The sequence below is a fragment of the Streptomyces kurssanovii genome (assembly GCF_040677245.1).
Classification (GTDB): Bacteria; Actinomycetota; Actinomycetes; order Streptomycetales; family Streptomycetaceae; genus Streptomyces; species Streptomyces kurssanovii.
The window spans coordinates 1-12857 of the sequence record NZ_JBFAQK010000013.1 but is presented as its reverse complement, the minus strand read 5'-3'; the positions used below and the strand labels follow the sequence as shown (position 1 = coordinate 12857).

The 12857-nt window shown below is 71.1% G+C and carries 15 protein-coding genes; 11 read left to right on the top strand and 4 right to left on the bottom strand.

What is annotated here, in order from left to right; genetic code table 11:
- Positions 1-134 precede the first annotated feature (134 nt).
- From AB0K36_RS12390 to AB0K36_RS12375, 4 genes are all read left to right on the top strand, one after another.
- Positions 135-584, top strand: a complete 450-nt coding sequence (locus AB0K36_RS12390; RefSeq protein ID WP_364592109.1) for a hypothetical protein — start codon at positions 135-137, stop codon at positions 582-584.
- A complete protein-coding gene (locus AB0K36_RS12385; protein ID WP_364592106.1) occupies positions 581-1318 on the top strand; it encodes a hypothetical protein in 738 nt (245 codons plus the stop codon). The genes AB0K36_RS12390 and AB0K36_RS12385 overlap by 4 nt, the downstream gene beginning before the upstream one ends.
- Before the next feature lie 9 nt (positions 1319-1327).
- Positions 1328-2233: a transporter substrate-binding domain-containing protein gene (locus AB0K36_RS12380; protein WP_364592103.1), complete on the top strand. Its 906-nt coding sequence runs from the start codon at positions 1328-1330 to the stop codon at positions 2231-2233.
- A 349-nt stretch (positions 2234-2582) separates the two neighbouring features.
- A complete protein-coding gene (locus AB0K36_RS12375) occupies positions 2583-3185 on the top strand; it encodes a DinB family protein (protein WP_364592100.1) in 603 nt (200 codons plus the stop codon).
- A 158-nt stretch (positions 3186-3343) separates the two neighbouring features.
- Here the strand turns inward: AB0K36_RS12375 and AB0K36_RS12370 are convergent, their stop codons facing one another.
- Positions 3344-3955 (bottom strand): GNAT family N-acetyltransferase, encoded by a 612-nt coding sequence (locus tag AB0K36_RS12370; RefSeq protein WP_364592098.1) that lies wholly within the window; start codon positions 3953-3955, stop codon positions 3344-3346.
- A gap of 231 nt (positions 3956-4186) precedes the next feature.
- Between AB0K36_RS12370 and AB0K36_RS12365 the strand changes: the two genes are divergently transcribed.
- The 4 genes from AB0K36_RS12365 to AB0K36_RS12350 all read left to right on the top strand — a co-directional run bounded on the left by AB0K36_RS12365 (position 4187) and on the right by AB0K36_RS12350 (position 7750).
- Positions 4187-4939, top strand: coding sequence for an SDR family oxidoreductase (locus AB0K36_RS12365; RefSeq protein WP_364592095.1), 753 nt, complete (start codon positions 4187-4189; stop codon positions 4937-4939).
- A 164-nt stretch (positions 4940-5103) separates the two neighbouring features.
- Complete coding sequence (locus AB0K36_RS12360) at positions 5104-5823, top strand: TetR/AcrR family transcriptional regulator (RefSeq protein ID WP_364592092.1); 720 nt, start codon at positions 5104-5106, stop codon at positions 5821-5823.
- A 439-nt stretch (positions 5824-6262) separates the two neighbouring features.
- Positions 6263-6562 (top strand): hypothetical protein, encoded by a 300-nt coding sequence (locus AB0K36_RS12355; RefSeq protein WP_364592089.1) that lies wholly within the window; start codon positions 6263-6265, stop codon positions 6560-6562.
- Positions 6563-6568: 6 nt separating this feature from the next.
- The gene (locus AB0K36_RS12350; protein ID WP_364592086.1) at positions 6569-7750 is read left to right on the top strand and encodes a glutathionylspermidine synthase family protein; all 1182 of its coding nucleotides are present in this window, start codon (positions 6569-6571) and stop codon (positions 7748-7750) included.
- A gap of 100 nt (positions 7751-7850) precedes the next feature.
- Here AB0K36_RS12350 and AB0K36_RS12345 read toward each other — a convergent pair whose 3' ends face one another.
- Entirely contained in the window at positions 7851-8780 is a 930-nt protein-coding gene (locus tag AB0K36_RS12345) for an ankyrin repeat domain-containing protein (RefSeq protein ID WP_435877852.1), read from the bottom strand.
- Between the two features lie 179 nt (positions 8781-8959).
- Here AB0K36_RS12345 and AB0K36_RS12340 point away from each other — a divergent pair, with 179 nt between their 5' ends.
- Complete coding sequence (locus AB0K36_RS12340; RefSeq protein WP_364592080.1) at positions 8960-9514, top strand: hypothetical protein; 555 nt, start codon at positions 8960-8962, stop codon at positions 9512-9514.
- Positions 9515-9567: 53 nt separating this feature from the next.
- Here AB0K36_RS12340 and AB0K36_RS12335 read toward each other — a convergent pair whose 3' ends face one another.
- Together AB0K36_RS12335 and AB0K36_RS12330 are read right to left on the bottom strand one after the other, a co-directional pair.
- Complete coding sequence (locus tag AB0K36_RS12335) at positions 9568-10074, bottom strand: DinB family protein (protein WP_364592077.1); 507 nt, start codon at positions 10072-10074, stop codon at positions 9568-9570.
- A gap of 105 nt (positions 10075-10179) precedes the next feature.
- Entirely contained in the window at positions 10180-10833 is a 654-nt protein-coding gene (locus AB0K36_RS12330; protein ID WP_364592074.1) for a GyrI-like domain-containing protein, read from the bottom strand.
- A 174-nt stretch (positions 10834-11007) separates the two neighbouring features.
- Between AB0K36_RS12330 and AB0K36_RS12325 the strand changes: the two genes are divergently transcribed.
- Positions 11008-12216, top strand: coding sequence for an NAD(P)/FAD-dependent oxidoreductase (locus tag AB0K36_RS12325; protein WP_364592071.1), 1209 nt, complete (start codon positions 11008-11010; stop codon positions 12214-12216).
- A 337-nt stretch (positions 12217-12553) separates the two neighbouring features.
- Complete coding sequence (locus AB0K36_RS12320) at positions 12554-12757, top strand: cold-shock protein (RefSeq protein WP_189465124.1); 204 nt, start codon at positions 12554-12556, stop codon at positions 12755-12757.
- The last annotated feature ends 100 nt before the right edge of the window (positions 12758-12857 follow it).

The following is a 12857-nucleotide window of genomic DNA, read 5'->3' as shown; positions in this document are numbered from 1 at the left end:
CGGAGCCGGGCCGGCATCCAGAGTGATGCCGCCCGGCTCCGTCGTGCTCCCCCAACCGCCTTTTCAGTGGCGCTGAGTCACTTACGCCACACGCAACGTTGAGTAGAGTTCAGACTGATCCGGAGGGAGATCGCATGTCCGAGTTACTGACAGCCGCCGCTGTCATCGCCCCGTTCGTCAGCACCGCCGCGACGTCGTTCGCCGGCGCCGTCGTCGATTCGGCTCAGACCAGGCTGGCGGACAGCGCGGTGGAGAGAGGCCGGGTCCTGCTGGGCAGGGTGCTGCGCAGGAATCCCGAGGACCCCCCGGAGACCGAAGAGGACACGGTCGCGGCCACGGCCATCGAGCAACTCTCCGCCGACGACCGGCAGGTCCTGGAGGAAGCGATCGGCACCTGGCTGACCACCGGGGCCGACCTGAGCGCGGAGTCCCTGCGGTCGCACATCGAACTGGCCCGTCGCACCACTCACAGCGCCGACCGGATCGAGGTGACGTCGCACGGCGACGGCTCACCCGCGATCGGCAAGCTGGAGACCGCGAACTTCTACTTCAACCCGCGTCCCGGTCAGGGGGCCGGTAGTTGACCGGTGAGCACCCGGTCGACAGCCGCGCCAGCACCAGTGGCGACCAGTCCCCGGCGATCGGGTTCGTCAGCAAACTGTTCCTCAGCGTGTTCGTCGGGGACGTCGTCGAGTTCGCCGACAAGGCCAAGCGCTGGGGCGGCTGGAACTGGCCGCCGTTCCTGCTGGTGCTCTCGCTCGGCAGTGTCGCCCTGATCACCGCGCCCGACGGGCCGCTCCACCAGTTCGTGTGGGTCTATGCCGCGATCGGCGCCGCGGTCGCGCTGGCGCTGGCACGGCTGATAGCCCCCTCCGGCGAGCGGAGGGCCCGCCGTTGGCGGGTGCTCATGTCGGCGACGGCGGTGATCTGCGCGGTCGCCGGCACCATCGGCATGGACCACCTTGCGGAGCACGGCGAGATCGATGTCACCGGGCGGACCCGGATCACCCCGGACACGGCCACGAACGGCTCACGGCTGCGGCTCGTCGTGGACAGCCCCGCCGACCGCTCACGGCTGCGTCTGACCCTCACGATCAGGGACGCGGCCCGCGGCTCGCAGTTCTGCGGCCCGGAGACCACCTACGCCGCCGAACTGCCCGGGAACGCGAACACCCGGGTCGAGGGTGTGCGCAGCGGCGAGGCGGTCGAGTTCCCGCTGGGCGGGCTGGAGGGCGAGATCGAGGCCCGGATCACCCTGCTGACCGACGAAGGCTGCCGGATGAGCCTTTCCGTCGCGGACGTCGTACTTCACGACTGAGAGGACACCGTGTCCGACATCCAGGAATCCTGGCGTTCCACCGTACGCGTGCCGAAGCGCCTGATCGGCACGGCGACAGCCGTCGCCACCCTTGCGAGTCTGGCGGCCTGCTCCACCGATGATCCGGAGCCGACGTTCCTCGGGGTGAACCGGGTGACCGTCGCGATGCACAACGACCTGCCCGGCCTGTCCTACTCCGCGAACTACGACCGTTCGGGGCTGGACTTCCTGCTGCTCCAGCACATCGAGGAGGAGCTCGACGTCGCGTTCAGCGAGCCCGTGGACGTCTCCTCCGGCGACCGGGTGACCCAATTGCTGGAGAAGAAGGCGGACATGACGATCGCCTCGTTCTCCATCACCGCCGAACGCATGGACGAGATCGACTTCGTGGGCCCCTATCTGACCACCCGTCAGGGGTTCCTCGTCGCGTCGGGCACCGAGGTGGAGACCCTGGCCGACCTGCGCGGCACCAGCATCTGCACCTGGGAGGGGACCACGTCCCAGGAAGCGCTGGACGACATCAAGGACACTGTGGGCGCGGACCCGGTCACCCTCGACGACGCGTCCGACTGCATCGACGAACTCGTCGCCGGCCGGGTCCAGGCGGTCTCCACCGACCAGGCGATCCTGTACGGCTTCGCCCGTCAGCACGAGAAGGACGGGCTACGCGTGGTACCGGACGTGACGATAGGAGCACCGCAGCACTACGGCATCGGGCTGCGGAAGGGGCACAAGGAGGACTGCCGCCGCCTCGAGGCATGGTTGAAGAAGCACGTGGGCACCAGCACCTGGATCCGGGACGTCGAGACGTCCCTGCGGGTTCTCACCGAGGAGAACCGCGGCTGGATCAGCAGCCACAAGCCGAGCACCGCGGCGATCGAGGCCCGGTCCTGCCGGGACACGACCAGCCCCTGAGCCGAAGCGGCCGTCCGTGGCCCCGGGCCACCGCCGCCCCGGGCCACCGCCGCCCCGGTCATCGCCGGGACGGTCATCGCCGGGACGGGGTGTGCGCGCCGACGCGCCGCCGTGCGGCCGTGACACCGGCGGCCCACAGTGATGTACACCGCCTGTTCGGGGACGCGGAACCACAGCGGTGTCGCCGCGTGCCCGTCGAACCACACCTCGGCGAGGCGGGCACGGATGGCGGCCGGGAGCATCAGCGCAACCTGTTCGCCGTCGCCGTCTGCCGGGACCCGGACGCCCTCTCCCGGGAGCGGTCGGCAAACGCGGTGAACAAAGATCACGTGAGCGGCAGACTGGTCCCATGAACGCATCGGATGCCAAGGCTGACCTTCGCTTCTACCTCCAGTCCGCCCGTGACGCCCTGCTCTGGAAGCTCGAAGGGCTCTCCGAGTACGACGTCCGCCGCCCGCTGACGCCGACCGGCACCAACCTCCTGGGCATGGTCAAGCACGCGGCGGGTGTGGAGCTGGGCTACCTCGGCGACACCTTCGGACGGCCGTCCGGCGAGCCGTTGCCCTGGCTGGAGGAGGGTGCGGAGGCCAACGCGGACATGTGGGCCACCGCCGACGAGTCACGCGAGTACATAGTGGAGCTCTATCACCGGGCATGGGCGCACGCGGACGCGACGATCGACGCGCTGTCGCTGGACACGATCGGCAAGGTGCCGTGGTGGCCCAAAAAGAACGAGGTGACGTTGCATCATGCCGTCGTGCGCGTGATCGCCGATACGCACCGGCACGCCGGGCACGCCGACATCCTCCGGGAACTCATGGACGGTGCCGTCGGGATGAACAAGAGCAACCGCAGCATGGCGCCCGGGGATTCGGCATGGTGGGAGAACCATCGAAGCCGGCTGGAGCGCACGGCCGAGGAGGCCGGTCGCCGGGCGCGAGAGTCCCGGTGAACGCGGGGGCGCTGCACGCTCGGCCGTCGCGCCCGGCGCGGCGAGGCCACCACCCTGCTCGGCAGGTCGCCCGCCGTCCCGTCGGGGCGGTGTCCCGTCGGGGCGGTGTCCCGTCGGGGCGGTTCCGGGCCGTCAGCGGGAGCCGGCTCCCCGGGCCCTCAGGGGGAGCCGGCCGGCCGGCGCCACATCCCCCACAGCACCGGTCCGCCCCCCGGTAGCCGCAGCTCCTCGCGCACGGAGAAGCCGAAGTGCTCGTAGAACGGGAGGTTGGACGGCTTGGAGGACTCCAGATAGGCGGGCAGACCCGCCGCGTCGGCCTTGGCCAGCCCCGAGCGCAGCAGGGCGGCCCCGTGTCCCTGGCCCTGCGCGGCCGGGTCGGCGCCGATCACCGCCAGATACCAGTGCGGTTCCTCGGGTGTGTGCTTCGCGGCCGTCTCGACGGCGTCGCTGAACAGCGGAGCCCGGTCGCCGAGAAGATCCAGGAGTTCCTGGATGGTTTCCGCGTCGGGAACGGCCTTGGCCTGCGCCTCCGGCGGCACCCAGAACGCGGCGGCCGCCTGGGTGTGCTCACACACGCCGTGGCGCCCGTACTGCCGGGTGAAGATCGTGGCGAAGTAGCGGGCCAGTACCGCCTCGCGCGCGTCGTCGTCGGGGAAGAACCAGCGCATCATCGGGTCGTCGTCGAAGGCGCGGGCCAGGGTACGGCCGATCTGCGGAGCGTCGTCGACCGTGGCCGTTCTCGGCATGTTCGTTATCGCCATACGTGCCATTCTGCACCCCGATGATCTTGACCGGTGGGAGGGGGTCCCTGTCCGTGCGCGGGGCGAGCGGGCCAAGGAGACGCTCCGCTGCGGAAGTTCGGGGAGGCGGGGAAGGGCGCGAGCGCGGCAGCGGTGGGGCCGCCCTTGAACCGCAGTAGCATCGCTACGCAAGAAGTGTTAGCGTTGATTTCGTCGGGCACCCGAACCGAATCGACCCCACCTGCCGACAGGAGCGACACGATGACCGAACAGAGCCGGACCCCCGCCGCCCGCCGCGTCGCGATCGTCACCGGCGGTTCCCGGGGCATCGGCCGCGAGAGCGCGGAACGGCTGGCCTCGGACGGCTTCGCCGTCGTGATCAACTACGCGGGCAACCAGGCGGAGGCGGAGGCGGCCGTCACCGCCGTCACCGCGGCGGGCGGACAGGCCGTCGCCTTCCGCGCCGACGTGGCCGACGAGCAGGCGGTCGCCGCCCTCTTCGACCTCGCCGAGGACACCTACGGCGGCGTGGACGTGGTCGTCCACGCCGCCGGCGTCATGACGCTCGCGCCGCTCGTCGACCTCGACCTGGACGCGCTGGACCGGATGCACCGCACCAACATCCGCGGCACGTTCGTCGTCGACCAGCAGGCCGCGCGCCGACTGCGCCCGGGCGGCGCCGTCATCAACTTCTCCACGTCCGTCCTGGGCCTCGCCCTCCCCGGCTACAGCGCGTACGCCGCGACCAAGGGCGCCGTCGAGGCCATCACGCTGATCCTCGCCCGCGAGCTGCGGGGCCGGGACATCACCGTCAACGCCGTCGCCCCGGGGCCGACCGCCACCGCGTTGTTCCTGGACGGCAAGGACGCCGAGACCATCGAGCGGATGTCGAAGATGAACCCGCTCGAGCGCCTCGGCACCCCTGCCGACATCGCCGAGGTCGTCTCCTTCCTCGCCGGACCCGCCCGCTGGGTCAACGGCCAGGTGCTGCGCGCCAACGGCGGCGCGATCTGAGCCCGGTAAGCGCCGATCGGCCACTCGTCCGCCACTCACCGGAGCCGTCCTCACGCGAGGGGTCAGGTCATGAGCGACACCGTCCTCGTCAGCCCTCCTCGGTGGAGGCGCCTCCCGTGCCGAGCGCGGGTAGCACCGCTACGCGGCTTGGTAGCGTCGCTGCCATGAGCACCCGTGACCGCATCCTCGAAGTCGCTGCCGACCTGGTCGCGGCCTCCCCCGACGGCGACATCTCCACCCGTGCCGTGTGCGACGCGGCCCGTGTGGGGGCCCCGGCGCTCTACCGGCACTTCGGGGACAAGGAGGGTCTGCTCACGGCAGTCGTCGACCACGGTTTCGACAAGTACCTGGCGACCAAGCGCGAGCGCGGCCCCGGAGCGGACCCCGTCCGGGACCTGCGGGACGGCTGGGACACCCATGTGGCGTTCGCCCTGGCCAACCCCAACCTCTATCGGCTGATGAACTCCCCCGCGATGCGCACCCCGCCCGCCGCCGCCCTGGAGTCGCACCGGATCCTCACCGGGGACCTGGAACGCGCTGCGGCACTCGGCAAGCTGCGGCTCGCGCCGCGCGTGGCCGCCCAGATGGTCATGGCGGCGAACGTGGGAGTGGCGCTGATGCTGGTGTCCCGCCCCACCACCTTCGAGGACGCGGCTCTGTCCACCCGGGTCCGCGACGCCGTCCACGCCGCGATCCTCACCCCGGACGCCTACGCCGAGGCCGCGTCGGCGGCCGGACCGGCGGACGGGCGGAGCGGGGCCGACATCCCGGCGACCGCGGCGCAACTCGACGCCCTGCTCGCCCACGCACCGTCCCCGGTACTGACCGGCGCGGAGAGCGGCCTGCTGAGCGAGTGGCTGGGACGACTGTCCGACACCTCTTGAGCAGGGCCGGGCCTCTCCGCCGGCTCGTAGCCGTAGGACAGTGCGGGAGGCACGCGGCCGGTCACCGGTGTGGGGACGGGCGTTGGCCACCGTCTACTGTGTGCCTCGGACATGGCCCCCAGCCTCGGGAGGCGCGCAGGTCGCACGCGTGCCCGGCCGGGGGTACACGTGTGCGCCGGTGCTGCCGGACGTACGCAGCATCCGCACCCGGAGACTGCCGGGTCAGGGCAGGGCGGCCGGGACGGCCGCCCGACAGAATCATGGCCAGGGCGAGGGCGTCCCGCCGTCGGCGGGAGACGACGGTCTCGCGCGAGGCAGAGCGCCGCGCGGTCCCGGCGCAGGGCGAACTGCGCAGCGGCTCGCGTGCTGCGGGTGCGGGTGCGGGTGCGGCGGCGACAACGACGACGAGGAAGAACAGGAAAAAGGGGGTGGCCGGGCAATGGCACGGCGGAGATTGAGGTCGGGCACGGTGGTGATCGGCGGCATGGGGTTGCTCGCGGCGACGCTCGCGGCATGCGGCTCGGACCCGGACAAGCGCTGCGTCGACCCCGTGTCGTACGACGTGCTGCCCGACTACAAGTGCGGGCAGAACAGCGGGAAGAGCGGCTCGGGCGGAGGCGGCGGCGGCAAGTACTACTACGGCGGCACGGTCAGCGACGGCAAGGTCACCGGCGGCAGCTTCGACAAGTCCGCCGTCAGCAGAGGCGGGTTCGGCACGTCCGGCTCGGGAGGAGGGTGATCCGCCGTGCGGCGCCGCACCATCGAGCCCCGTCCTGACTGGCAACGCATCGTCGAGGAGCAGGGCTGCGTCTATCCGCTGACCCGTCACCCGGACGGCTCGCTGCGCCCCTACTGGGACGAGAGCGCGTACTACGAGTTCTCGCTGCCCGAGGTGGAGGCACTCGAGGAGGTCGTCGAGGAACTGCATGCGATGTCGCTGGCCGCGGCGGCGCACATCGTCAAGGAGAATCGTTTCGCCGAGCTGGGCGTCACCGACCCGCGTCTTGTCGCCCACGTCACCGAGTCCTGGCACCGGCGCGACGAACTGCCCTCCCTCTACGGACGCTTCGACCTGCGCTACGACGGCACCGGGCCGGCGAAGATGCTGGAGTACAACGCCGACACCCCGACGTCCCTGGTCGAGGCCGCAAGCCCGCAGTGGTTCTGGATGGAGGAGCGCTTTCCCGGCGCCGACCAGTGGAACTCGCTCCACGAACGCCTCGTCGCCGCATGGCGTCGCCAGGCCCCGCTGCTGCCGCCCGGCCCCGTCCACTTCGCGCACACCGACGGTGACGAGTGCGGAGAGGACCTGATGACCGTGGCGTATCTGCGGGAGACCGCGGAGCAGGCCGGCATAGCGACAGAGGCGCTGTCTGTGGAACGCATCGGCTGGGACCGGATCACCGGCCGCTTCGTCGACGAGCGACTGGGCTTCATCCGCAGCTGCTTCAAGCTGTACCCCTGGGAGTGGCTGGTCACCGACCACTTCGGTCCGCACGTCCTCGACACTCTGGACAACGGCGGCGGCACCGGGACCACCTGCTGGATCGAGCCCGCCTGGAAGATGCTGCTGTCGAACAAGGCGCTGCTCGCGGTCCTGTGGGAGCTCTACCCGGGCCACCCGAACCTGCTCGCCGCCTACCTCGACGGCCCCCGCGAACTGGCCCACGGCCCGGGCTGGGCGGCCAAGCCGCTCCTGGGCCGGGAGGGGGCCGGGATCACCCTGCACGCGCCCGGCGACGCGCCCATGGTGCGCGAAGCGCCCTGCTGCTACCAGGAGTTGGCGCCACTGCCCGACTTCGACGGCAACCGCGTGGTGCTGGGAGCCTGGGTCGTCGAGAACGAGGCCGCCGGTCTCGGTATCCGGGAGTCCGCGGGGCCGGTCACGGACGGTTACGCCCGGTTCCTGCCGCACGTGATCCTCTAGCGGCCGGTCGCGTGCGCTTCGCACGCCCAGGGGCCGGGCCGCGGACGGGACGGCCGGCCCGTCCACTCCCCTTGAGTCCGCGTCCGCGCCCGCGCGCGAATCAGAGGGTCCAGTAGTCCCGCTCCGGGAGTCGAACCCATATGTCGGGCGGGCCGACGACAGCGCGTGCGTCGGTCGGGCGCACTCCCGCGTAGGCGCAGGAGTAGGCCACCGCGTTGTAGCGGTAGAGGTAGGAGGCCAGGACCTCCTCCGATGTGTCGTCCACGTCCGGCTCACCCCCCGGGTGGAGGTCGGAGCCCTCGATGACCCCGTTGCGGACGATGCTGCCCTGGTCGCCGCTCTTGGGGTTGGCGTACAGCCCGTAGCAGACGGTGCCGGCGGACAGCCGGGTCAGGACGCCCGGCATCTGCGGTCCGTACCCCCACGGCTGGGTGACGACGCAGCCGCCCGGCACGGACGTCACGCCGATGATCTGCAGGCTCTCTTCCATCTCGTACTCGTCCGGGTCCTCCGGCAGTTCGGTCGGCCGCGCTCCGACCGGCGTCGCCTCCAGGCGACGTATCGCCTCTTCCGCGTCGATGCCTGCCACGCACGCCAGACCCGTGCCGTCGTAGTGGATGTCCCCCAGTGCGGCGACGAGTCGTCTGCCCTCCCGCGCCGCCGCGGCCTCCTCCTCTGTCAGCCCTCGCTCCCCCGCGGGCACCGCGAACAGGTCGGACGTCGGCCCGGCCAGGCTGAGCCGCCCCGGCGACCAGCCACCGATCAGGGGACGCCAGGGATCGGCTCCCGCAGCGGCGAGAGCCCGCGCGTTGGCCTGCCGGCCGGCCAGGACCGCTTCCCACAGCGCGGTCGTCCCGCCGTCGAGCGCGTCGACGTCCGCGACGCGTCCGGCCAGTTCCGCGACGACCTCCGGCGATCCGAACACCGCTGCCCGGTGCAAGGCCCGGCCTCCGCCCCATCGTTCGGGGTCCGCCCCCTGGTCCAGCCGCCGCCGGATGTCGTCGTGGTCCTGCCAGCCGTTCCAGTCCATGCCCGCCCAGCCGTCGTTGCGACGTGTCACCGCTTCCCCCTACCGCGCCGGTGCGGACGGCTCCGCACCGTCCCGTCACCACACCTTCGCAGAGGGGTCCGACAACGGACCGCCGAACCGGCACGCGTGGCCGGGCCCGCCGTCCGTCGTGGTCCGGCGGAGTGGAAGACTGAGCGGCCGTGAACGGCACGGAAGGGGCGGACGAGACGGTGCGACTGCGACGGGGGCGCGCAGGCCTGACGGGCCTGGCGATGACGGCGGTGCTGACGATGACGGCGACGACCGGCTGCGGCGCTCTGCTCCTGGAGGACAAGGGCCCGCTCCCGCCGCGCCATTCGGGTCCGCCGCTGCCCGCGGACACTGTGGTCTCCGACCTGACCTCGGCGCTCAAGGCCGAGGGCATCACACTGGAGCGGACGCCGCAGGACCTGATCCCGACCGAGTGCCACGAGCGTCTGACGGCCGAACACGAGTCGGCGACGGCGGACACGGCCCTGAAGGCCGGGTTCGCCCGGGCGCGGTCGGACCACGGCTGGCAGACCGGTCACGGCATGGGTGAGGGATGGCTCAGCCTGCGCAAGGGCAACTGGACGGCTGCGACCGTCCTTCCGGGTGCCTCGGGTGCGGACGCGTCCCCCACGTCGATGATCGTGATCACGCTGATGTGCGACGGCGGCCGCTCGAAGTCGTCACCTCGAACGGAATCCCCGCGGCCGTCCCCCGCCTCGTCCTAGGGCCTGTCCGGCGCGTCAGGTGACCGTCGCGACCCTGCGTGGACAGAACATCTCTAGTCGCCGGTCGTGCCGTCGAGCATCTCGCGCAGGATGTCCAGGTGGCCGTTGTGGCGGGCCGTCTCCTCGGTGAGGTGGAGGAGGATCCAACGCAGGTCGACATGGAGACCGTCGCGGATGGCTCGCTCGGCCTGGGCGTCCAGGTCGTTCCCGACGACCAGTTCGCGGTAGCGGGCGCTCTGTTCGGCGTATTCGTCGAGCAACCGGGTGAGCGGGAAGTCGACGGCGATGCGCATCTCGCGGTCGGGGTCCTCCTCGGTCCAGGGGCCCCGGTCCTCCTCGCCGAGGAAGACCACTTGGAACCAGTAGTACTCGACCCAGCGGAGGTGGTTGATCACGCCGCTCATGGTCATCAGCGGTGAGCCCGGCAGGAGAGCCTTGCGTGCGTTCTCCGCGGAGACGCCTTCGCATTTGGCGCGAGCGGTGTCCCGTGCGTAGTCGAGAAACGTGGTGAGCTGTGTGCGCTCGTCCCACGCGGGCGGTGTGTCGTCGATTCTTGTCATCGCGCGAAGCGTCCCCGATCACCGAGGCCGATGTCGAGGCATTAAACGCCGGGCCCACCCTGCTCCTGTGGCTGCCAGGTCATCCTGGCACGTCCGGTCCACCAGTCAGGCATGCCGATCATCTTCTGATGTCTTCCGGGACCGCGCTTCCACGGGTTGCCGCAGAATCGTCCTGAGCTTTGCGGGGTCGGTCCTGCGTGGGTCGCTGAGGTAGATCTCGTGGTGCAACCCCGCCTCCCGCAAGTTGTTGGCGGGGAGGTACTCGTGGTGCAGCCTGGTCAGGATCGGGGTCTCGTCGTCGTAAGAGCCGATGTGGAGGACCTGGGCGCTGGTGCCCTCGTGCAGCGTCTCTGACCGAACGTCCGGAATCGCCGGAAGGTTCTTCTTGGTCAGGGCGGTGCGCTTGGCGTCTTCGAGCATGCCGTCAGTGATCCAGTCGGGGACGTTGATGAGCAGTCTCCACCGCCAGTTGTCCTTGAGCCTGGCCAGGAAGTCGTCCATGTCGTCCGCCCACCACAATCCCTCGAGCGGGCCCACGACGAAGTCCCTGCCGAGATCGCCTTTGCTCGCGAACTTCGCGGTATAGGCGACCGCGTAGAGCGCCTCGACCGCGTGGCGGTACGCGGCGGTGGTGTTCGGGTCGCCGTGGCCGTCGACGGCGAGGAAACGGAGTTCGGGGATGTCGACGAGCTCCCAGTCGGTGTTCTTGGGCGCGTAGCACTTCTTGAGCTCGCGCTTGACGTCGTACTTGGTAGTCATGCCGAGATCGTAGGGAGCCGGCCGAGCAATACGGCGGGGCGGCGTACGGGGCGACGCGTCGCAGGCTGGACCTGACCTCCGGCGGAGCCCTCGAGGTGATCCGGCTCACACCCTGTCACAGCCACCGATGGCGCGGTGTCTTGAGGCCGAACACCTGGAAACGGAGGAGGCACCATGACTGGGAACACGCAGGTGGCCGTGATCGGTGGCGGTTACGCGGGCGTGATGGCCGCGAACCGGCTGACGCAGCGCGACGACGTGACCGTGACGCTGATCAACCCGCGCCCCGACTTCGTCCACCGGGTCCGCCTGCACCAGCTGGTGGGCGGGTCCGACGACGCGATCGTCGCCTACCAGGACGTCCTGGCCGAGGGCGTCCGCCTGGTGATCGACACCGTGACCCGGATCAACGCGGCCGAGCGCAGCGTGACGATGGCGGCCGACGGCCCGCTCGACTACGACTACCTGATCTACGCCGTGGGCAGTGGCAGCGCCGAACCGGGCGTGCCGGGGGCGGCCGAGTTCGCCTACCCGATCGCCACCCTGGAGGAGGCACAGCGCCTGCGGTCGGTCCTCGACGCGACGCCCGCGACCGCCCCGATGACGGTCGTCGGAGCCGGCCCGACCGGGATCGAGACCGCCGCAGAGCTGGCGGAGCAGGGCCGCCGGGTGACCCTGGTCTGCGGCGGCGTTCTCGGCCCGTACCTGCACACCCGGGGCCGGCGCTCGGTTGCGAAGCGGCTGGCCGAACTCGGTGTGACGGTCATCGACGGCTCCGGCGCGAAGGTGACGGCGGTGACCCGCGAAGCCGTGCGGCTCGCTGACGGCAGTGAGCTGCCGAGCGAGGTCACCGTCTGGACCGTCGGCTTCGGCGTTCCCGACCTGGCCGCGCGCAGCGGGCTGAGCACCGACGCCGTGGGCCGCCTGCTCACGGACGAGACGCTCACGAGCGTGGACGACACGCGCATCGTCGCGGCCGGGGACTCCGCGGCGCCGTCCGGCCTGCCGTTGCGGATGAGCTGCCTGAACGCGACGCCCCTGGGCGCCCGGGCCGCCGACACGGTGCTCAGCCGGCTCGCGGGCGAGCAGCCGGAGAACCTTCACCAGTCGATGTACGCCCAGTGCATCAGCCTGGGGCGAAGCGCGGGCATCTACCAGTTCGCCAACAGGTCCGACGTCGCGGTGTGGCTCCACATCGACGCCGGCCTGGGCGCCAGGATCAAGGAATTCGTCTGCAAGAGCATCCCCAAGCACCTGTCCGGAGAGGCGCACAAGCCGGGCTCGTTCAGCCTGCACCGCATGCCGGGAGGTGTCGCCAAGCGCCAGCAGCTGCTGCGGGCCGACCGCGCCGAGGCACCGGCCGCCGCCGGCCGGGCAGCCTGACCGGTGCGTGCTGCGAGGACCACGGGGGCGGGCACCCTGCCTCGTCGTGTGACCGGTCAGCCCGGCAGGGCCGGGCCGGTCACCCGCACGGGCCGCTCTCCTTCGGACCGTGGAGGCTGCGGCCGCTCCCGTGGTCAGGGGCGGTACCGGTCGTCGACGCTGTCCCGCCGCCGGGCCCGCGAGCACCCGGAGCTGTGATTTCTCAGCGCCAGGTCGCGTTTGTGTCACTGCGTGGGCGTGTCTGCGCCCCGTGAGCACGGCAGGCGAAGACGATCTCATGGCACCCGCACCACGCGCGGGCTTCGCATCCCGCACGCACGCACGAAGGAGATCATCAATGGCCACCGGCACCGTGAAGTGGTTCAACCCGGAAAAGGGCTTCGGCTTCATCGAGCAGGACGGCGGCGGGCCCGACGTGTTCGTCCATTACTCGGCCATCGCCAGTACCGGATTCCGAGAGCTCTCGGAGGGGCAGAAGGTCCAGTTCGACGTCACACAGGGGCCCAAGGGGCCCCAGGCGGAGAACGTCACGCCCGCCTGACCCTTCCGCCACCGTAGGCAAAAGCGGCCGGGGGGGGGGGGGGGGGCCCCCCCCCCCCCCCCCCCCCCCCCCCCCCCCCCCCCCCCCCCCCCCCCCCCCC